This is a genomic window from Thauera phenylacetica B4P (genome assembly GCF_000310225.1).
Classification (GTDB): domain Bacteria; phylum Pseudomonadota; class Gammaproteobacteria; order Burkholderiales; family Rhodocyclaceae; genus Thauera; species Thauera phenylacetica.
Map to the genome: position 1 here is coordinate 1 of NZ_AMXF01000020.1, position 18,477 is coordinate 18,477.

19 protein-coding genes and 6 tRNA genes are annotated in these 18,477 nt (G+C 66.9%); 21 read left to right on the forward strand and 4 right to left on the reverse strand.

What is annotated here, in order from left to right:
• The 7 genes from C667_RS04960 to C667_RS04990 form a co-directional block, all read left to right on the forward strand.
• Positions 1-1,272: FAD-binding oxidoreductase (locus C667_RS04960; RefSeq protein ID WP_004357961.1), on the forward strand; the 1,272-nt coding region annotated here is incomplete at its 5' end.
• 63 nt (positions 1,273-1,335) lie between these two features.
• A tRNA-Ala gene (locus tag C667_RS04965) sits at positions 1,336-1,411 on the forward strand.
• A 14-nt stretch (positions 1,412-1,425) separates the two neighbouring features.
• A tRNA-Glu gene (locus C667_RS04970) sits at positions 1,426-1,501 on the forward strand.
• Between the two features lie 60 nt (positions 1,502-1,561).
• A tRNA-Asp gene (locus C667_RS04975) sits at positions 1,562-1,638 on the forward strand.
• Between the two features lie 99 nt (positions 1,639-1,737).
• Positions 1,738-1,813 (forward strand) — tRNA-Ala (locus tag C667_RS04980).
• A gap of 28 nt (positions 1,814-1,841) precedes the next feature.
• Positions 1,842-1,917, forward strand: a tRNA-Glu gene (locus C667_RS04985).
• A 59-nt stretch (positions 1,918-1,976) separates the two neighbouring features.
• Positions 1,977-2,053, forward strand: a tRNA-Asp gene (locus tag C667_RS04990).
• 115 nt (positions 2,054-2,168) lie between these two features.
• On the opposite strand, the gene C667_RS04995 is transcribed toward C667_RS04990, so the two are convergent.
• Positions 2,169-3,836 (reverse strand): sigma-54-dependent Fis family transcriptional regulator, encoded by a 1,668-nt coding sequence (locus tag C667_RS04995; protein ID WP_004357963.1) that lies wholly within the window; start codon positions 3,834-3,836, stop codon positions 2,169-2,171.
• A 484-nt stretch (positions 3,837-4,320) separates the two neighbouring features.
• On the opposite strand from C667_RS04995, the gene C667_RS05000 reads away from it, so the two are divergent.
• From C667_RS05000 to C667_RS05035, 8 genes are all read left to right on the forward strand, one after another.
• Complete coding sequence (locus C667_RS05000) at positions 4,321-4,590, forward strand: phenol hydroxylase subunit (RefSeq protein WP_004357965.1); 270 nt, start codon at positions 4,321-4,323, stop codon at positions 4,588-4,590.
• Between the two features lie 33 nt (positions 4,591-4,623).
• A complete protein-coding gene (locus C667_RS05005; protein ID WP_004357966.1) occupies positions 4,624-5,619 on the forward strand; it encodes an aromatic/alkene monooxygenase hydroxylase subunit beta in 996 nt (331 codons plus the stop codon).
• 12 nt (positions 5,620-5,631) lie between these two features.
• The gene (locus C667_RS05010) at positions 5,632-5,901 is read left to right on the forward strand and encodes an MmoB/DmpM family protein (protein WP_004357968.1); all 270 of its coding nucleotides are present in this window, start codon (positions 5,632-5,634) and stop codon (positions 5,899-5,901) included.
• 20 nt (positions 5,902-5,921) lie between these two features.
• Positions 5,922-7,475, forward strand: coding sequence for an aromatic/alkene/methane monooxygenase hydroxylase/oxygenase subunit alpha (locus tag C667_RS05015; protein ID WP_004357970.1), 1,554 nt, complete (start codon positions 5,922-5,924; stop codon positions 7,473-7,475).
• A gap of 62 nt (positions 7,476-7,537) precedes the next feature.
• Complete coding sequence (locus C667_RS05020; RefSeq protein WP_004357972.1) at positions 7,538-7,897, forward strand: phenol hydroxylase subunit P4; 360 nt, start codon at positions 7,538-7,540, stop codon at positions 7,895-7,897.
• Positions 7,898-7,982: 85 nt separating this feature from the next.
• Positions 7,983-9,038 (forward strand): NADH:ubiquinone reductase (Na(+)-transporting) subunit F, encoded by a 1,056-nt coding sequence (locus C667_RS05025; RefSeq protein WP_004357974.1) that lies wholly within the window; start codon positions 7,983-7,985, stop codon positions 9,036-9,038.
• Between the two features lie 19 nt (positions 9,039-9,057).
• The gene (locus tag C667_RS05030) at positions 9,058-9,933 is read left to right on the forward strand and encodes an alpha/beta fold hydrolase (RefSeq protein ID WP_004357976.1); all 876 of its coding nucleotides are present in this window, start codon (positions 9,058-9,060) and stop codon (positions 9,931-9,933) included.
• 168 nt (positions 9,934-10,101) lie between these two features.
• Positions 10,102-11,031, forward strand: a complete 930-nt coding sequence (locus tag C667_RS05035; protein WP_004357978.1) for a catechol 2,3-dioxygenase — start codon at positions 10,102-10,104, stop codon at positions 11,029-11,031.
• 122 nt (positions 11,032-11,153) lie between these two features.
• Here the strand turns inward: C667_RS05035 and C667_RS05040 are convergent, their stop codons facing one another.
• Entirely contained in the window at positions 11,154-11,873 is a 720-nt protein-coding gene (locus tag C667_RS05040; protein WP_004357980.1) for an FCD domain-containing protein, read from the reverse strand.
• Positions 11,874-12,033: 160 nt separating this feature from the next.
• On the opposite strand from C667_RS05040, the gene C667_RS05045 reads away from it, so the two are divergent.
• The 6 genes from C667_RS05045 (at position 12,034) to C667_RS05070 (ending at position 16,721) form a co-directional block, all read left to right on the forward strand.
• Complete coding sequence (locus tag C667_RS05045; protein ID WP_004357982.1) at positions 12,034-12,471, forward strand: GlcG/HbpS family heme-binding protein; 438 nt, start codon at positions 12,034-12,036, stop codon at positions 12,469-12,471.
• 139 nt (positions 12,472-12,610) lie between these two features.
• The gene (locus tag C667_RS05050) at positions 12,611-13,534 is read left to right on the forward strand and encodes an acetaldehyde dehydrogenase (acetylating) (protein ID WP_004357984.1); all 924 of its coding nucleotides are present in this window, start codon (positions 12,611-12,613) and stop codon (positions 13,532-13,534) included.
• Positions 13,535-13,559: 25 nt separating this feature from the next.
• A complete protein-coding gene (gene dmpG / locus C667_RS05055; RefSeq protein ID WP_004357987.1) occupies positions 13,560-14,591 on the forward strand; it encodes a 4-hydroxy-2-oxovalerate aldolase in 1,032 nt (343 codons plus the stop codon).
• Positions 14,592-14,636: 45 nt separating this feature from the next.
• Positions 14,637-14,906 (forward strand): 2-hydroxymuconate tautomerase, encoded by a 270-nt coding sequence (gene thmT / locus C667_RS05060; protein WP_281054837.1) that lies wholly within the window; start codon positions 14,637-14,639, stop codon positions 14,904-14,906.
• Positions 14,907-15,008: 102 nt separating this feature from the next.
• Positions 15,009-15,926 carry a SphA family protein gene (locus C667_RS05065; protein WP_004357992.1) on the forward strand — a complete coding sequence of 306 codons (918 nt, stop codon included), beginning with the start codon at positions 15,009-15,011 and terminating at the stop codon, positions 15,924-15,926.
• Between the two features lie 216 nt (positions 15,927-16,142).
• A complete protein-coding gene (locus C667_RS05070) occupies positions 16,143-16,721 on the forward strand; it encodes an antibiotic biosynthesis monooxygenase (protein WP_004357994.1) in 579 nt (192 codons plus the stop codon).
• A 105-nt stretch (positions 16,722-16,826) separates the two neighbouring features.
• Here the strand turns inward: C667_RS05070 and C667_RS05075 are convergent, their stop codons facing one another.
• Both C667_RS05075 and C667_RS05080 read right to left on the reverse strand, forming a co-directional pair.
• Entirely contained in the window at positions 16,827-17,225 is a 399-nt protein-coding gene (locus C667_RS05075; protein ID WP_004357996.1) for a RidA family protein, read from the reverse strand.
• A 105-nt stretch (positions 17,226-17,330) separates the two neighbouring features.
• On the reverse strand, positions 17,331-18,302 hold the full coding sequence (locus C667_RS05080; RefSeq protein WP_039920809.1) for an AraC family transcriptional regulator: 972 nt from the start codon (positions 18,300-18,302) through the stop codon (positions 17,331-17,333).
• Between the last annotated feature and the right edge of the window lie 175 nt (positions 18,303-18,477).

Consider the following 18,477-nt stretch of genomic DNA (forward strand, 5'->3'; position numbering starts at 1 on the left):
CGCGACACCGCCGAGGTGGCCGCGGTGGTCGCCGCCTGCGCGCAGGCGGGCGTGGCGATGGTGCCGCAGGGCGGCAACACCGGGCTGTGCGGCGGCGCGACCCCGCTCGCCGACGGCGCGGCGGTGGTGATCAGCCTCGTGCGCCTGAACCGCATCCGCGCGCTCGATGCCGACAACGACACGCTCACCGTCGAGGCCGGCTGCACGCTCGCCGCGGTGCAGGAGGCGGCGCAGACCGCCGGACGCCTTTTCCCGCTCTCGCTGGCCTCGGAGGGCAGCTGCCGGATCGGCGGCAACCTGTCGACCAACGCCGGCGGCGTGCAGGTGCTGCGCTACGGCAACACCCGCGACCTGGTGCTCGGGCTGGAGGTGGTGCTGCCCGATGGCCGTGTCTGGGAGGGGCTGCGCGGCCTGCGCAAGGACAACACCGGCTACGACCTCAAGCAGCTCTTCATCGGCGCCGAGGGCACCCTGGGCATCGTTACCGCCGCGGTGCTGAAGCTCTTCCCGGCCATCCGCAGCCGCGCCACGGCCTGGGTGGCGGTGCCCGACCCGCGCGCCGCGGTACGTCTGCTCGGGTTCCTGCGCGCGGCCTGCGGCGACCGCGTGAGCGCCTTCGAGATCGTCGGCCGTGCGGCGCTCGGGCTCGTCCTGCAGCACATCCCGGGGGCGCGCGACCCGCTCGCCGGGGCGCCGGCGTGGGCGGTGCTGGTCGAGCTCTCCGATCCCGCGCTGGATGCGCCGCTCGACGCCCGCCTCGAGGTGGTGCTGGGCGAGGCCTGCGCGCAGGGCCTGGCCAGCGACGCCGCGGTGGCGGCGAGCGGGGCGCAGGCGCAGGCCCTGTGGGCGCTGCGCGAGGACATCTCCGAGGCGCAGCGCATCGAGGGCGTCAGCATCAAGCACGACGTCTCGGTGCCGGTGAGCCGCCTCCCCGAGTTCCTCGAGCGCGCGGGCGCGGCGCTCGCCGCGCGCTGGCCGGATGTGCGCGTGGTGGCCTTCGGCCATATCGGCGACGGCAACCTGCACTACAACCTGTCCAAGCCGGCGGCCGACGACAACGCCATCTTCATCGCGCGTACCGCCGAGGTCAATCGCATCGTGCACGACCTGGTGTGCGAGCTCGGCGGCTCGATCTCGGCCGAGCACGGCCTCGGCCAGCTCAAGCGCGAGGAGGTGCTGCGCTACAAGCCGGCGCTGGAAATGGAGCTGATGCGGCGGGTGAAGCAGGCCTTCGATCCGGATGGTTTGATGAATCCGGGCAAGGTGCTGTAGATATTTGGAGATGGGGGTTTACAGGCCTGGGGGTGCGACCTATAATGCGCGCTCTTCGGTGCCGGGGGTATAGCTCAGCTGGGAGAGCGCTTGCATGGCATGCAAGAGGTCAGCGGTTCGATCCCGCTTACCTCCACCAAACTGAAGAATGCAGTCCCCATCGTCTAGAGGCCTAGGACACCGCCCTTTCACGGCGATAACCGGGGTTCGAATCCCCGTGGGGACGCCACACAAGGCAGTCCAGCCAGTGGCTGGAAGGCAAACCGGCGAAAGCCGGGCAGCTCAGTGCGGAGTGGTAGTTCAGTCGGTTAGAATACCGGCCTGTCACGCCGGGGGTCGCGGGTTCGAGTCCCGTCCACTCCGCCAGTTTCAAGCGCAGGGCTTCGGTCCTGCGATGTTCCGGAAATGACGCTCCGGGGCAGTTGCGGTGGGCTTTACCAGAAGCTATAATCGCCGACTCGTTGTGGGGGTATAGCTCAGCTGGGAGAGCGCTTGCATGGCATGCAAGAGGTCAGCGGTTCGATCCCGCTTACCTCCACCAACCGATTTTTGCAGTAGATAGGCTTGCAGTCCCCATCGTCTAGAGGCCTAGGACACCGCCCTTTCACGGCGATAACCGGGGTTCGAATCCCCGTGGGGACGCCACACAAGGCGGTCCGGCATTGTTCGGATCGCAACCGGCGAGAGCCGGAGCAGGTCAGCGCGGAGTGGTAGTTCAGTCGGTTAGAATACCGGCCTGTCACGCCGGGGGTCGCGGGTTCGAGTCCCGTCCACTCCGCCACCAAGAAAGCCACCGTACGGTCTCCGTGCGGTGGCTTTTTTCCGTCTACCCCCAGAACCGGCCATCCCGCACCAGTCCTCGACTCGGGATTGCTCATGCGCCCCCGCCTCCCGCCTCATCCCCCCTGCTTCTTGATGCGGTAGTTCAGCTGCGGCCGGGTCATGCCGAGCAGTCGCGCCGCGGCCGACAGGTTGCCGTTGGCGCGTACGACCGCGTGCTGCAGCAGGCGCTGCTCGAAGACGTCGAGCGACATGCCCGAGTCGAGCACCGCAGCGGCGAGGTCCTGCTGCGCGCGTTGCGCGGCTTCGAGCCCGCCCTGGGCGCTCAGGGAGTGCTCGCGGGCGTGCTCGTCGAAGCTGCCGATGAAGAGGTGCTCGACCTCGATCTGGCCGTTCGGCGGTGCGAGGATCACCCCGCGCTCGAGCACGTTCTCGAGCTCGCGCACGTTGCCCGGCCAGGCGTGGAGCTTGAGCGCGTGCATCGCCTTGTCGCTGAGGCCGGCGATGCGCTTGCCGTGCAGGGTCTCGAAGCGGCGCACCATGGCCTCGACCAGCGCGGGGAGGTCGCCGGTGCGCTCGCGCAGCGGCGGGATGGTGACCGGATAGACGTTGAGGCGGTAATACAGGTCGCGGCGGAAGGTGCCGGCGCTGACCGCCTTCTGCAGGTCGACGTTGGTCGCCGCGACCAGGCGGACATTGACCTTGCGCGTGCGCTCGTCGCCGAGGCGCTCGATCTCGCCCTCCTGCAGCGCGCGCAGCAGCTTGGCCTGCGCGGGCAGCGGCAGCTCGCCGACCTCGTCGAGGAAGAGGGTGCCGCCGTGCGCGCGCTCGAACTTGCCCGCGCGCGAGGCGTGCGCGCCGGTGAAGGCGCCGCGTTCGACGCCGAAGAGCTCGGACTCGATGAGCTCGTCGGGCAGCGCCGCACAGTTGACCGCGACGAAGGCCTCGTCCTTGCGCGCGCTCATCTCGTGCAGCGTGCGCGCGAAGCGCTCCTTGCCGACGCCGGTCTCGCCGAGCAGCAGCACCGAGACGTTGGTCGCCGCCGCGCGACCGATGAGGTCGTAGGCGTGCAGGAAGGCGGTGGAGCTGCCGATGAGGTCGGGGGTGCGGCGCGGACAGGCGATCGTGCGGCGCATGGCCTCGATCTCCTCGCGCAGCTCGAGCAGGCGGCCGACGATCGAGTCGGCCTGGAAGTAGGGCAGCAGCGTGTCCGCGTCCGGCCAGTCCTCGGCCGGCCGGCCGACGATGCGGCAGCGCTCATGGCCGGTCGCGGCGCATTCGGTCTCGCGGAAGAGGATGAAGCGTCCGGTGAAGGCGCTGGTGTAGCCCGAGGCGTAGCCGATCATCATCCAGCACACCGGCTCGGCGGACTCACCGAAGGCCTGCACGTGCGCTTCGGCCTCCCAGGCGTTGTCCCACAGGAACTCGGCGTAGAAGCTGTCGCCGGGGCCGCCGAACTCCAGGCGGACCGGCTCGACGCGGGCACAGCCCTCGAGCATGTGCAGCTGCGGCCCCATCACGAAGGCGTCGGCCAGGTCGCTGCCGCTGCGTGTCTTGCGTGCCAGCTCGGCGTCGCGCATGCCCGAGGCGAAGCCCATGCGGGTAAGTATGCGGCGCGCCTGCTCGTGGCCTACCGATTCGATCAGCTCCTTGCGCAGCTCGGCCATCGCGCCGGCGTGCAGAAGCAGCATGCGGTGCTCGCCGAGCCAGATGAGGCCGTCCTCCGCAGCGAAGCGCAGCAGGCTGCGCAGGTCGGCGTTCTCCAGGTATTGGATGCTGGCCAAGGGGTCTCCTCCAGGCGGGTTTCGCTTCCGCTCTGCGGCGGTTGGTTTCCGGGGTCGTCGTCGTGGCCGGGCGAAGCGAAGAGATTACCTCAGGCGGAGGGGCTTCGGGCGACACGGAATTTCATCGATTATGTGGAAAATCTCGAGAAATAGAAATGGGGCAGGCGAAAGAAGCGGACTTTTCACCATCTGCCCGATCCTGTCCCGGCTCGGTGCGAGCCTGGAGCGATGCTCAGTACCACGCTGGGTGCGGCGAGTCGAAGGAAAGGCGGGTTGCTGCAGGGCAATAAATAGACTAAATCAAATAATCAACGAGAAGCCGGGTTTGATCATTTGGTGAAGCCGTAAATCGGCGCCGCGACGCGGGAATATCGAGAAAGCGGCTGAATCGGGCTATAAACATGGGTTTTCAGAAATTGGCACGGAACTTGTTAGGTACTCCCCTGCGGCCAGCCCGTGTTGATCAATCCGAAGGAGTGTGGGGATGAAGAACAGCGAACCGGCGGTAGACCTGAACCGGAAGTTCGTACGCCTGATCGAGCGCCGCCCGGACGGCTTCGTGGAGTTCGAGTTCGCCATCGGCGACCCGGAGCTGTTCGCGGAGATGTTGCTGCCGTCCGAAGCCTACGAATCCTTTTGCCAGTCGAACCACGTCGTCTTCCTCGAGCCGCGCGAGGCGTCGGCGGAGGGCGAGGACGAGTCCGCGGACTGGAACTGGAACCTGCATCAAGCCACCCACCAGCGCTTCCGCTGAGCGCCGACAGACGAGTACACAGGAGGAGATTCCATGCAGATCGATTTGCGCACCGTCACCATCAAGCCGCTGCGGCAGACGTTCGACAACATCGCCCGCCGCATCGGCGCGGACAAGCCCGCGTCGCGCTACCAGGAAGGCACCCTGGACATGCAGCAGACGGCGAACTTCCATTACCGCCCGACCTGGGATCCCGAGCACGACATCTACGACGCCTCGCGCACCGCGATCAAGATGGCCGACTGGTACGCCTTCAAGGATCCGCGCCAGTTCTACTACGGCGCCTACACCCTGGCGCGCGCGAAGCAGCAGGACACCGCCGAGGCCAACTTCGACTTCGTCGAGAACCGCGGCCTGGCGGGGACCCTGCCCGAGTCGGTGCGCAAGACCGTGCTCGAGCTGCTGCTGCCGCTGCGCCATGTGGCCTGGGGCTCGAACATGAACAACGCGAGCGTCTGTGCCTACAGCTACGGCACGGGCTTCTCGCAGCCGCACATCTACCAGGCGATGGATCAGCTCGGCATCGCCCAGTACCTCACCCGCGTGGGCCTGCTGCTCGGCGACGTCGAGTCGCTCGACGAGGCCAAGCGCGCCTGGATGGACGATGACGCCTGGCAGGGCCTGCGCCGCTATGTCGAGGACTCCTTCGTGATCAAGGATCCGGTGGAGCTCTTCGTGGCGCAGAACGTCGCGCTCGACGGCCTGCTCTACCCGCTGGTGTACGAAACCATCATCGACGACGTGCTGTCGTCCCAGGGGGGCACGCCGGTGGCGATGCTCACCCAGTTCATGACCGACTGGTTCACCGAGACCCGCAAGTGGGCCGACGCCACGGTGAAGATCGCCGCGGCCGAGTCGCCCGAGAACAAGGAAGTGATGGCGCGCTGGCTGAGCCAGTGGCGCGATCGCTCGGCCGCAGCCTTGCTGCCGGTCGCGCGCATCGCCCTCGGCGACCGTTCGGACGAGGTCCTCGGCGAAGTCGTCCAGCAATTCAACGCACGCATGGCCAAGGCCGGCGTCGCCCTCTGAGCGGAGCATTCAATGTCGACCGTATTTCTCGCACTGCAGACCAACGAAGAGACGCGCCCGATCATCGAGGCGATCCTGCAGGACAACCCTTCCGCCGTCGTGGATGAGCAGCCGGCGATGGTGAAGATCAACGCCGATGGTCGCCTCGTCGTGCGTCGCGAAACCATCGAGGAGCTCATCGGTCGCGACTACGACCTGCAGGAACTGCAGGTCAACATGATCACGATGTCGGGCAACCTCGATCAGACCGACGACGAAATCATCCTGTTCTGGAAATCCTGAGACCCCGAGGAGACACGAAAATGGACATGCAAGTCGCGAAGAAAAAGCTGGGCCTGAAAGAGCGCTATGCCGTGATGACCCGGGGCCTGGACTGGACCCCGTCGTACCAGAAGATGGAAGACATCTACCCCTACATCGCCTACGAGGGGATCAAGATCCACGACTGGGACAAGTGGGAAGACCCCTTCCGCCTGACCATGGACGCCTACTGGAAGTACCAGGCCGAGAAGGAACGCAAGCTGTACGCGATCATCGACGCCTTCAACCAGAACAACGGCCACCTCAACGTCACCGACGCGCGCTACATCAACACCATCAAGCTCTTCATCAGCGGCATCAGCCCGCTGGAGTACGTCGCCCACCGCGGCTTCGCCCACGCCGGCCGCGCCTTCCCGGGCGCGGGGCCGCGCGTCGCCTGCCTGATGCAGTCGCTCGACGAGATCCGCCACGCGCAGACGCAGGTGCATTCGATCTCGAACTACAACAAGTACTACAACGGCATGCACGACTTCCATCACGCGCATGACCGCGTGTGGTTCCTGTCGGTGCCCAAGAGCTTCTTCGACGACGCCATCACCGCCGGTCCGTTCGAGTTCATGGTCTCGATCGGCTTCTCGTTCGAGTACGTGCTCACCAACCTGCTGTTCGTGCCCTTCGTCTCGGGCGCGGCCTACAACGGCGACATGGGCACGATGACCTTCGGCTTCTCGGCGCAGTCCGACGAGGCGCGCCACATGACGCTGGGCCTGGAGGTGATCAAGTTCATCCTCGAGCAGGATCCCGCCAACGTCCCGATCGTGCAGCGCTGGATCGACAAGTGGACCTGGCGCGGCTACCGCGTGCTGACCCTGGTGGCGATGATGATGGACTACATGCTGCCCAAGCGCACGATGAGCTGGAAGGAAGCCTGGGAGGTGTATTTCGAGGAGAACGGCGGCGCGCTGTTCAAGGACCTCGCGCGCTACGGCATCAAGATGCCCAAGTGCGCCGAGCAGATCGCCCTGGAGAAGGACCACCTGTCGCACCAGGCCTGGAGCACCTTCTACAACTACGCCGCGGCCGCGAACTTCCACACCTGGATGCCGGACGAGGACGAGATGGCCTGGCTGGCGGCGAAGTACCCGGCGAGCTTCGACAAGCACTACCGTCCGCGCTACGAGTTCTGGCGCGAGCAGGCCGCCAAGGGCAACCGCTTCTACAACAAGACGCTGCCCATGCTGTGCCAGACCTGCCAGATCCCGATGATCTTCACCGAGCCGGGCGACGCGACCAAGATCTGCTACCGCGAGGTCGACTACAAGGGCGACAAGTATCACTTCTGCTCCGACCACTGCAAGGAGATCTTCGAGCACGAGCCGGAGAAGTACGTCCAGGCCTGGCTGCCGGTGCACCAGATCTACCAGGGCAACTGCTTCCCCGAGGGCACCGATCCGACGGTGGAGGGCTTCGACCCGCTGGCCGCGGTGCTGCAGTACTACAAGCTCGAGCACGGCCGCGACAACCTCGACTTCGACATTTCCGAAGACAAGAAGAACTTCGCCGAGTGGCGTGGCCAGGCGACGAAGAACATCTGACCCATGCACGCTGCGGGCGCTCCGGTGCCCGCAGCGATCAAGCGATCGCTAGGAGACAAGACATGGCTGTTGCCGCAATTTCGAAGTACGAGTTCGCCCCTGCCGACACGCAGGACAAGTTCCACGGCGCCCAGCTGCTCTACATCGGCTGGGAAGACCACCTGCTGTTCTGCGCGCCCTTCGCCTTCCCCTTCCCGCCGACCATGCGTTTCGGCGACGTCGTCGCCGGTCCGATGCAGGCCGCCTTCGGCTACCACCCCGACTTCGCGCAGATCGACTGGGCGAAGGCCGAGTGGTTCAAGTCGGGCAAGCCGGTCACGCTCGACTTCGACAAGTCGCTGGCCGAGAACGGCTTGAACCACAAGGACGTGATCCGCTTCCGCACGCCCGGCCTCGCCGGCATCAAGGGCTCCTGCAGCTGATCGCCCGCAACGGGGTGCGGCGTGCGCCGCACCCCGCGCACCCCGCCCGAGAACGTACAAGAACGTACAAGAACGGAAGCGCACCATGAGCTACGAACTGACGATTGAACCGATCGGCCAGACGATCGAGGTGGAGGAGGGTCAGACCATCCTCGACGCCGCCCTGCGCGCGGGGATCTGGCTGCCCCACGCCTGTTGCCACGGCCTGTGCGCCACCTGCAAGGTGCAGGTGCTCGACGGCGAGATCGACCACGGTGAGGCCTCCAGCTTTGCGCTGATGGACTTCGAGCGCGACGAGGGCAAGACCCTGGCCTGTTGCGCCCGCCTCGAGTCCGACGTGACCATCGAGGCCGAGATCGAGGAGGAGGCCGACGCCGAGTCCATCCCGGTGCGAGACTTCCCCGGCACCGTGACGCGGATCGAGGCGCTGACGCCGACGATCAAGGCGGTCTTCATCGAGACCGACGAGCCGATGCATTTCCAGGCCGGCCAGTACATCAACTTCTTCCTCGAGGGGGGGGAATACAGCCGCGCCTTCTCGCTCGCCAACCCGCCGTCCACCGGCCGCGAGGTCGAGCTCAACATCCGCATCGTGCCCGGCGGCCGCGGCACCACCTGGATCCACGAGCAGCTGCAGGTCGGCGAGCGCGTGCGCCTGTCCGGGCCGTACGGGCGCTTCTTCGTGCGCAAGTCGGCGCCCGAGGCGCTGCTGTTCATGGCCGGCGGCTCCGGCCTGTCGAGCCCGCGCTCGATGATCCTCGACCTGCTCGAGGCCGGCGACACGCGGCCGATGACCCTGGTGTACGGCCAGCGCAACCGTGCCGAGCTCTACTACCACGACGAGTTCCTCGCGCTCGCCGCGAAGCACCCGAGCTTCACCTACGTGCCGGCGCTCTCCGACGAGCCCGCGGACTCGGGCTGGGATGGCTTTCGCGGCTATGTGCACGAGGCGGCGACGGCGCACTTCGACAACGACTTCCGCGGCCACAAGGCCTACCTGTGCGGCCCGCCGCTGATGATCGACGCCTGCATCACCGCGCTGATGCAGGGGCGCCTGTTCGAGCGCGACATCTTCATGGAGAAGTTCTTCTCTGCGGCGGACGTGCAGCAGGTTCGCAGCCCGCTGTTCAAGAAGATCTGAGGCACGCGGGGACGGGCGAATGAGCACCATGGCCACAGCGCAGGCGACATCGCAGGCGAGCGCCGCGGGTGATCCGGAGATCGGCCGCAGCGTCCGCGCGGCCGGCATCCTGACCAACTACCACGACCTGGGCGAGGGCTTCCCCGCGCTCTTCCTCCACGGCTCGGGGCCGGGCGTCTCCGCTTGGGCGAACTGGCGCCTGGTGCTGGCGCCGCTGGCGCAGCGCATGCGCGCGATCGCGCCCGACATGGCGGGCTTCGGCTTCACCGAGCGACGCGTCGACCTGCGCTACGACATGGATACCTGGGTGGCGCAGGCGCTCGGGCTGATGGACGCGCTCGGCATCGAGCAGGCGGACGTGGTGGGCAACTCCTTCGGCGGGGCGCTCGCGCTCGCGCTGGCGATCCGCCACCCGCAGCGCGTGCGCCGGCTGGTGCTGATGGGCAGCGTGGGCGTGCCCTTCGAGATCACCGCGGGGCTGGACGCGGTGTGGGGCTACACGCCCTCGTTCGAGAACATGCGCCGGATCATGGATTACTTCGCCTGGGACCGCAGCCTGGTGAACGATGAGCTCGCCGAGCTGCGTTATCGCGCCAGCATCCGCCCAGGCTTCCAGGAGTCCTTCGCGAGCATGTTTCCGGCACCGCGCCAGCGCTGGGTGGATGCGCTCGCCAGCCGCGAGGAGGACATCCGCGCACTGCCGCACGAGACGCTGATCGTCCATGGCCGCGACGACCAGGTGATTCCGCTGCAGACCTCGGAGACCCTGCTACGCTGGATCGAGCGCGCGCAGCTGCACGTGTTCGGCCGCTGCGGCCACTGGACGCAGATCGAGCACTCCACGCGCTTCGTGCGGCTGGTCGGCGATTTCCTCTGCGAGGAGGCCGGAGGCTGAGCCTGGCCAGGGGCCGGGCAGGCTGGAGGGGATGTTTGAAGTTTTCGTGGCGCCCCAGCGCAGGGTGGCGGGGGCCACGGCAGGATCCGTCTAGCGACGGAGGTAGATCGAGCGAACCGGCCCGGACGGGGGGTCCGTCCCGGGCACATCAAGAGAGGAGCAGACAAAATGGCAATGACAGGCGTACTTCGTCCGGGACACATCTCCCTGCGTGTCCTCGACCTCGAGGAAGGCATCAACTTCTACAAGAACACCCTCGGCCTGGTCGAGACCGGCCGCGACGGCCAGGGCCGCGTCTACTTCAAGGCCTGGGACGAGCGCGAGCACAACAGCGTGCTGATCCGCGAGGCCGAGAGCGCCGGCGTGGATTTCTTCGCCTTCAAGGTCGCCGACAAGGCGACGCTCGACAAGCTCGACGCCGACCTGCAGGCCTTCGGCCTCAAGACCGAGCGCATCCCCGCCGGCGAGATGCTGGAGACCGGGGAGCGCGTGCGCTTCGAGGTCCCCTCGGGCCACCTGATCGAGCTCTATGCCGAGAAGACCGATATCGGCAACGGCCAGTCGTATGTGAACCCGGACCCCTGGATCCCCGACGCCGAGCACGGCATCGCGCCGACGCGCATGGACCACTGCCTGCTGTACGGCCCGGACATCGAGAAGGTGCAGGAGATCTTCGAGAAGGTGCTGGGTTTCTACCTCGTCGAGCACGTGGTGATGGAAGACGGCAAGACCGACCTGGCGATCTGGCTGTCTTGCTCGACCAAGGCCCATGACATCGCCTTCGTGCGCCACCCCGAGCCGGGCAAGCTGCACCACATCTCGTTCAAGCTCGACAGCTGGGAGAAGGTGCTGCGCGCGGCCGACATCATGTCGATGAACCGCATCTCGATCGACATCGGCCCCACCCGCCACGGCATCACCCGCGGCACCACGATCTACGCCTTCGATCCTTCGGGCAACCGCTTCGAGACCTTCTGCGGCGGCTACGACACCTACCCCGACTACAAGGCGGTCACGTGGACCTGGGACGAGGTCGGCGCCGGCATCTTCTACCACGACCGCAAGCTCAACGAGCGCTTCCTGAGCGTGGTGTCCTGAGCGTGGCCGCGCCGGCGCTCCCTGCCGACCGGGCAGGGCCGCCGGCGCGCGCGATGCCGGACTTGCGTCCGGCGAGCCCGGGGCTTGACGGCCCGAGTCTTAACGGCCCGGGGCTCGCCGGCTCAGGATTTCCGCTTGCCGGCGAAAAACTCTTCCGGCAGCAGCTTGACCGCGTCGAGCGTGCGCAGCACGTGCTCGGTGAGGATGGAGGTCGCGCGCGTGGTGTCGCGTGCCAGGCTGGCGTTGAACAAGGCCTGGTGCTCGGCGTGGATGTCGCGCGGGATGGGGTGGCTGAACAGGCTCAGGCGCCGGTAGCGCTCGGACTGCTGGTAGAGGATGTGCTGGAAATGACGGATCCAGCGCGAGGGCGAGGCGGCGATCAGCGCCTCGTGGAAGGCGCGGTTGCGGCGCTCCCACTCCTCGGCGGCCAGCGAGTCGTTGTCGCCGAGCTTCTGCTCGGCGCGCGACAGGCGATGGAATGCGGCGACGATGGCAGCTTCCCAGTCCTCGCCGCCGAGCTGCAGCGACTGGCGCAAGGCCTCGGTCTCGAGCAGCAGGCGGGTGCGGGTGATGTCCTCGAAGTCCTCGATCGAGATTGGCGAGACGCGGAAGCCGCGCTGCCCCTGCGCGATCACGAGGGCGTCGGTGACGAGCAGGAGGAGGGCCTCGCGCAGGGTGCCGGCGCCGACCTCGTAGCGGTCCTTGAGATGTTCGACGCGAAGCTTCTCGCCGGGGGCGTGGACGCCCTCGATGATGTCCCGGCGCAGGCGCTGGTAGGCGCCCTCGACGAGGGTCTTCGGCTCGACGGCGTCCGGTGTTTTCGGTGGAACCGCTTCGTTCATGGTCGCGACAATGTTGGATACACCCCGGTTCGCGATTGTATCCGAGCGGAGTGGAATTAGCTTCTTCTATAAATCTCGAGAAAAAACCTTGACGTCGACATTGGCCTGACCTATCTTCAAACGCATTACAGATCAAACCTGAACCACAGGAGCTCACCCGATGAAAGTCGCTGTTCCTCAGGCCACCATCAGCTGGGAGGCGGCGCATGCCGCCGTCGCCGCCGCGGTCGCGAAGGCCGAGGCGCTCGGGGTGCGGATCAACGTCGGCGTCGCCGACGCCTCCGGCAACCTCGTCGCCTTCCTGCGCATGCCCGGCGCCTTCCCGCAGTCGATCGCGATCGCCATCGACAAGGCCTACACCGCGGGCGGCTTCGGCTTCCCGACCGGCAAGTGGATGGACGTGTGCGCGGGCAACGAGGGCATGAAGCTGGGCTTCTCTGCGCAGCCGCGGCTGGTCGTGTTCGGCGGCGGCCTGCCGATCCGCGTCGGCGGCGAGCTGTTGGGCGGCATCGGTGTCTCGGGGGCCTCCGAGGAGCAGGACGGCATCTGCGCGCGCGCAGGGTTGCTCGCGATCGGCGCCGACGACGTCGAGCCCTGAGCGGCGAACTTCGCTTTTCCGTCCGCGCTGCGGGCACCTCCCGGTTGCAGTCGTGCGGCGGTCCGTTCCTCTCCCCTCTCCCCGGACCGTCGCGCGGCCTGCATTCCTGGAAACGACTCAACCCCAAAGGAAGACAGGCATGAACAAGATCAAGTGTGCGCTGATCGGACCGGGCAACATCGGCACCGACCTGCTGTACAAGCTCAAGCGCAGCCCGGTGCTCGAGCCGGTGTGGATGGTCGGCATCGACGCCGGCTCGGAAGGCCTCGTGCGCGCCCGCGAGCTCGGCCTCAAGACCACCGCCGACGGCGTCGACGGCCTGCTGCCGCACGTCAAGGCCGACGGCGTGCAGATCGCCTTCGACGCGACCAGCGCCTACGTCCACGCCGAGAACAGCCGCAAGCTCAACGAGCTCGGCGTGCTGATGATCGACCTCACCCCGGCTGCGATCGGCCCCTTCTGCGTGCCGCCGGTCAACCTCGTCGAGCACGTCGGCAAGGGCGAGATGAACGTCAACATGGTCACCTGCGGCGGCCAGGCCACGATCCCGATGGTCGCGGCGGTGTCGCGCGTGCAGCCGGTGGCCTATGGCGAGATCGTCGCCACCGTGTCGTCCAAGAGCGCCGGCCCCGGCACGCGCAAGAACATCGACGAATTTACCCGCACCACCGCGGGCGCGGTCGAGAAGGTCGGCGGCGCGAAGAAGGGCAAGGCGATCATCATCCTGAATCCGGCCGAGCCGCCCTTGATCATGCGCGACACGGTGCACTGCCTGACCGAGACCGAGCCCGACCAGGCCGCGATCACGGCCTCCATCCACGCCATGATCCAGGAAGTGCAGAAGTACGTGCCCGGCTACCGCCTGGTCAATGGCCCGGTGTTCGACGGCAATCGCGTCTCGGTGTACCTCGAGGTCGAAGGCCTGGGCGACTACCTGCCCAAGTACGCCGGCAACCTCGACATCATGACCGCGGCCGGCGCGCGCACCGCCGAGATGTTCGCCGAGGAGATCCTCGCCGGCCGTCTGAAGCTCGAATCCAACCGCGCCACGATGGTGGCCTGAGCGCCCCGGCCACAAGGAGATGAACATGGAACTTCGCGGCAAGAAGATCACCGTCCACGACATGACCCTGCGGGACGGCATGCACCCCAAGCGCCACCTGATGACGCTCGAGCAGATGAAATCCATCGCCACCGGGCTCGATGCGGCGGGCGTGCCGCTGATCGAGGTCACCCACGGCGACGGCCTGGGCGGTAGCTCGGTGAACTACGGCTTCCCGGCGCACAGCGACGAGGAATACCTCGGCGCGGTGATCCCGCTGATGAAGCAGGCCAAGGTCTCGGCGCTGCTGCTGCCTGGCATCGGCACCGTCGATCACCTGAAGATGGCGCACGAGATCGGTGTCTCCACCATCCGCGTCGCCACCCACTGCACCGAGGCCGACGTCTCCGAGCAGCACATCGGCATGGCCCGAAAGCTCGGCATGGACACCGTCGGCTTCCTGATGATGGCGCACATGAACAGCCCCGAAGGCCTGGTCACCCAGGCCAGGCTGATGGAGAGCTACGGCGCCAACTGCATCTACGTCACCGATTCCGCCGGCCACCTGCTGCCCGACACCGTCAAGGCGCGCCTGTCCGCGGTGCGTGACGCCCTCAAGCCCGAGACCGAACTCGGTTTCCACGGCCACCACAACCTGGCGATGGGCGTGGCCAACAGCCTCGCCGCGCTCGAAGTGGGCGCCACCCGCATCGACGCCGCCGCGGCGGGTCTGGGCGCCGGCGCCGGCAACACCCCGCTGGAGGTCTTCATCGCGGTGTGCGACCTGATGGGCATCGAGACCGGCGTGGACGTGTTCAAGATCCAGGACGTGGCCGAAGACCTCGTCGTGCCGATCATGGACTTCCCGATCCGCATCGACCGCGACGCGCTCACGCTCGGCTACGCGGGCGTGTATGGCTCCTTCCTGCTGTTCGCCAAGCGCGCCGAGAAGAAGTACGGCGTGCCGGCGCGCGAGATCCTCGTCGAGATGGGCCGTCGCGGCATGGTCGGCGGCCAGGAGGACATGATCGAGGATACGGCCTTGAACCTCGCCCGGGCGAAGGGGCTGGCCGCCTGAATGTGAGCTGCGCCCCCGCTGGCCGATGCCGCGGGGGCGCGCCACATCGGGGCCGAGTGCAACGCAGCGGCGTCGTGCCACCGGGCAGGGCGCCATCGTTTCGATGACAAGGAGGGGCAGAGCATGCCGTTGGCAGAAATCACCATGATCGAAGGCCGCACCGAAGACCAGAAGCGCGCCGTGATCGAGAAAGTCACCCAGGCGCTCGTCGAGGCAGTGGGCGCGCCGATCCAGACCGTCCGCGTCGTCATCCGCGAGGTGCCCAAGACCAACTGGGGCATCGGCGGGGTGTCGGCAAAAGACCTCGGACGCTGAGGGCTGCGCAGTCGCAGGCAGGATTCACCGAGCGCCCCGCAGAGGGCGCCGGTCCAGGAGCAGCACACTCGTCGCAAGACCAATCAAGGAGGAGATGAAGGGATGAAGATCAGCAAGATTGCGGCTGCGGTCGCGCTCGGCGCGCTCGCGATCGGCGGTGCCCACGCCAAGGATGGCGGCGACCAGTACCCCAACGGGGCCGAGACCTGGCTGGGCGGCGCGGTGCCGCCGCCGGGCAACTATTTCATCAACTACTTCGGCTACTACGGCGGAGAGCTGCGCGACGGGGACGGCAACAAGGCACCCTCGGGCGAGGTCGACGCCTGGTTCAACGCCTTCCGCTTCGTGCACACCAGCGAGCACAAGATCCTGGGTGGCAACTGGGGTTGGCACGTGATCGTGCCACTGGTGCACCAGAAGGTCGATCTGTTCGGCTCCAAGTCGGTCAACGGCGTGGGCGATATCACGATCGATCCGTTCATCGTGTCGTGGCATTCGAAGAACTGGCACTGGGCGATCGGCCTGGACATCAATCTGCCGACCGGGCGCTACAAGGAAGGCGATGCGCGCCAGAGCATCGGGGCCAACTACTGGAGCTACGAGCCGCTGTTCGCCTTCACCTATATGGGCGACACCGGCTGGGAGGTCTCGGCCAAGCTGATGTACAACATCAAGACCAAGAACAAGGACTACGACGGTCCGGCCGGTGTTGGCAGCTACGCTTCGGGCGACGAGTTCCACATGGACTATCTTGTCGGCAAGCGCATCGGGCCCTGGGGCGTAGGCCTGTCGGGCTACTATCTCAAGCAGACCACCGACGACGAGATCAACGGACAGAAGGTTGCGGCGAACGCCTTCTGGTCGGAAGGCCGTCGCGGGCAGGTCTTCGCCATCGGCCCCACGGTCAGCTACACGACCAAGGGCGGCGTGCACCTCACCGCGCAGTGGAACCACGAGACCAAGGTGGAGAACCGCTTCGAGGGCGACAAGTTCATCGTCAAGCTGATCATGCCGCTGTAGGTCGCCGCCTGCGATCGTGATCAAGACCCCGGCACACCGCCCTGGTGGCCGGGGTCTTTTCGTCTGCTGCGTGCCCTGCATGGTCGATCGTGATCATGGTAAATGTTAATCGCGATTATTTATCAAAATCTCGAGAATTATGCGTTAGAGTAGCGCTCTACCTGCGGTGAGCTTCCCGTTCGGTTTCACCGCCCCGTCAGAACAGGAGAGTCCTCGATGAATGCCCCCGCCGCCGCACCTGCCGCCGCTCCCGCCCGCGTCACCCGCATCGCCCGCCGTCGTGCCCGTCCCGGGCACGAGGCCGAGTACGAAGGGATGTTGCGTGAGATGCTCGCCAAGATGCGCGAGCACAAGGGTTTTCTGGGGGGCGACCTGATCCCGCCCGAGGCGCCGGGCGAGGAGTATCAGCTCGTGGTCCGCTTCGCCTCGGAGGCCGAGCTGCAGGCCTGGGACATGAGCGACGCCCGCGGCGCGCTGCTCGAGCGCATGAAGGCGGTCGCCGAAGGCGAGCCCGAGTTTCGCAAGCTGAGCGGGCTCGAGGCCTGGTTCGAGCCCGCGGTGGTGCCGGCCACGATGCACCCGCCGCGCGCGCGCATGGCGCTGGTGACCTGGCTGGGCATCTTCCCCACGGTGTCCTTCTTCCTGTGGTTCGTGCTGCCATGGATCCAGCCGCTGCCCTTCCTGCCGCGCACCGCGGTGCTCACCGCGCTGATCGTGGTGACGATGACCTGGGTGGTCATGCCGCGGCTCACCCGCGTGCTGCGCGGCTTCCTGAATCCGCCGCGCAAGGGCTGAGCGGGCGCGCGTGAAGGCGGCACGCGGCGCGCGCCAGCCGTGCCGTCACGAGACGGAGAGTCGTGCCCGGCATGCCGCCTCGCAGCGGCGTACCGGGCTGCTGCGTCACTGCGCAGCGATGATGTCGATCTCGACCCGCAGCCCGGGGAAGGCGAGGCGCTCGATGCCGAGCAGCGTGACCGCCGGCGGGCGCTCGGCGTCGAAGTAGGCGGAGCGGATCTCGCGGATGCGCGCGGTGTCCTCGGGGCGCAGGCCGACGACGTAGATCGTCACCTGCACCAGGTCGCGCATGCTCGCGCCCTGCGCGCGCAGCGCGATCTTGAGGTTGTCGAGCGTGCCTGCGAGCTGCGCCTCGAGGTCGTCGGGGTTGCGCACCTTGCCCTCGCGGTCGCAGTCGACCTGGCCGGACACGAAGATCAGCCGTTGCGGCGTGCTGATCGAGAAGGTCTGGCTGAAGGCCTTGCCACTGAAGAGCTCGGGTGGATTGATCGCGATGCGTTCCATGGCGGATTTCTCCTGATGAGGTCGTGACCGCGCCTGCCCGCAGGAGGGCAGGCGCGGGGCGGGAGGGGGGGCATGCGGCGCCCGGCAATGGACGCCGCGCGGCGTTCAGCGCCCGGCCTGGGGCTGGCGGCAGCGGATCGACTGCGAGGGCAGCACGCCGTAGGTGGACTTGTAGAGCTCGGAGAAGCGGCCCAGGTGCGAGAAGCCGTACTCGAGCGCCACCGCGGTGACGTTCGGACAGGCCTGGGCGGGGTCGTTCAGGATCGAATGCACCTTCTCGAGCTTCTTCTGGCGCACGAAGTTCTTCGGCGTCGTCTTGACGTTCTTCTCGAACAGCAGGTAGAGCGAGCGCAGGCTCAGCCCGGCGTACTGGGCGAGCTCGTCGGCGCCGAGCTCGAGCTTGATGTTGCGCTCGATGTAGTTCTCCAGGCGCTCGAAGCTGGGCGCGTGGCGGGTGGGGGCGACCATGCTGACGTTGTGCTTTAGCATCACCATCAGCTTGGTGGTGACCACGCGGCAGTAGTGCTGCAGCATCTGCGGCGTCGCCAGCTCGGACTCGGCCTCCTCGCACAGCAGGCGCAGCAGCAGCAGCAGGCTGTCGATGTCCTCGAAGCGCTGCGGCTCGGGGCTGAACTTGATGCGCTCGTTGGGCTTGAACCAGCGGTGCTCGGTGCACGCGTCGTCGAGCATCGACGAGGGGATGCGGACAATGAACTTCTCGCAGTTGTCCGAGTAGGTGAGGTCCACCGGCTCGTCGGGGTTGAGCACCAGCACGTGGCCGGCGGGCAGGTCGAGCGTGCGGTTGGCTAGCGTGTAGCTGCAGTAGCCCTGCAGGATGAACTGGGCGTGGTAGATGTCGCCGAGGCTCTCGGACAGCACGCGCGCCTGCGCGCCGTAGCTCAGGCGGCACAGGTCGAGGGTGCCGGCGCGGCGGTGGCTGAGCGAGGCGCTGGCGTCGCTGGCGCGTGGCAGGCGCAGGCTGTGTGAGCCCACGTTGGCGCGCACGTACTCGGAGACCTCGAAGGGGTTGGCGGCGGCGAAGACGTTGCTCTGGCCGTTGAGGAAGCGGATGGGCATCACGCGATCCTCCACTCGGGTTTGCTCACGTGCGATTGAAACCGGCGTTCCGTGCTCATGCGCTTCTCCTCTCCGCCTGGCGTGCAGGCTGTCTCGCTCTCTGTCGGGCGAAGCCGGCTTCTTGATGTGCCGTTCTTCGAGATACTTAAGAATCTCGATTTTATTTGGATGGAAA

What these genes read in the sequence shown, in the direction of transcription:
- C667_RS05000 (WP_004357965.1), top strand. Translation starts at nt 4,321, where the DNA reads ATGAAGAACAGCGAACCGGCGGTAGACCTGAACCGGAAGTTCGTACGC.
- C667_RS05005 (WP_004357966.1), top strand. Translation starts at nt 4,624, where the DNA reads ATGCAGATCGATTTGCGCACCGTCACCATCAAGCCGCTGCGGCAGACG.
- C667_RS05010 (WP_004357968.1), top strand. Translation starts at nt 5,632, where the DNA reads ATGTCGACCGTATTTCTCGCACTGCAGACCAACGAAGAGACGCGCCCG.
- C667_RS05015 (WP_004357970.1), top strand. Translation starts at nt 5,922, where the DNA reads ATGGACATGCAAGTCGCGAAGAAAAAGCTGGGCCTGAAAGAGCGCTAT.
- C667_RS05020 (WP_004357972.1), top strand. Translation starts at nt 7,538, where the DNA reads ATGGCTGTTGCCGCAATTTCGAAGTACGAGTTCGCCCCTGCCGACACG.
- C667_RS05025 (WP_004357974.1), top strand. Translation starts at nt 7,983, where the DNA reads ATGAGCTACGAACTGACGATTGAACCGATCGGCCAGACGATCGAGGTG.
- C667_RS05030 (WP_004357976.1), top strand. Translation starts at nt 9,058, where the DNA reads ATGAGCACCATGGCCACAGCGCAGGCGACATCGCAGGCGAGCGCCGCG.
- C667_RS05035 (WP_004357978.1), top strand. Translation starts at nt 10,102, where the DNA reads ATGGCAATGACAGGCGTACTTCGTCCGGGACACATCTCCCTGCGTGTC.
- C667_RS05040 (WP_004357980.1), bottom strand. Translation starts at nt 11,873, where the DNA reads ATGAACGAAGCGGTTCCACCGAAAACACCGGACGCCGTCGAGCCGAAG.
- C667_RS05045 (WP_004357982.1), top strand. Translation starts at nt 12,034, where the DNA reads ATGAAAGTCGCTGTTCCTCAGGCCACCATCAGCTGGGAGGCGGCGCAT.
- C667_RS05050 (WP_004357984.1), top strand. Translation starts at nt 12,611, where the DNA reads ATGAACAAGATCAAGTGTGCGCTGATCGGACCGGGCAACATCGGCACC.
- dmpG (WP_004357987.1), top strand. Translation starts at nt 13,560, where the DNA reads ATGGAACTTCGCGGCAAGAAGATCACCGTCCACGACATGACCCTGCGG.
- C667_RS05065 (WP_004357992.1), top strand. Translation starts at nt 15,009, where the DNA reads ATGAAGATCAGCAAGATTGCGGCTGCGGTCGCGCTCGGCGCGCTCGCG.
- C667_RS05070 (WP_004357994.1), top strand. Translation starts at nt 16,143, where the DNA reads ATGAATGCCCCCGCCGCCGCACCTGCCGCCGCTCCCGCCCGCGTCACC.
- C667_RS05075 (WP_004357996.1), bottom strand. Translation starts at nt 17,225, where the DNA reads ATGGAACGCATCGCGATCAATCCACCCGAGCTCTTCAGTGGCAAGGCC.
- C667_RS05080 (WP_039920809.1), bottom strand. Translation starts at nt 18,302, where the DNA reads ATGCCCATCCGCTTCCTCAACGGCCAGAGCAACGTCTTCGCCGCCGCC.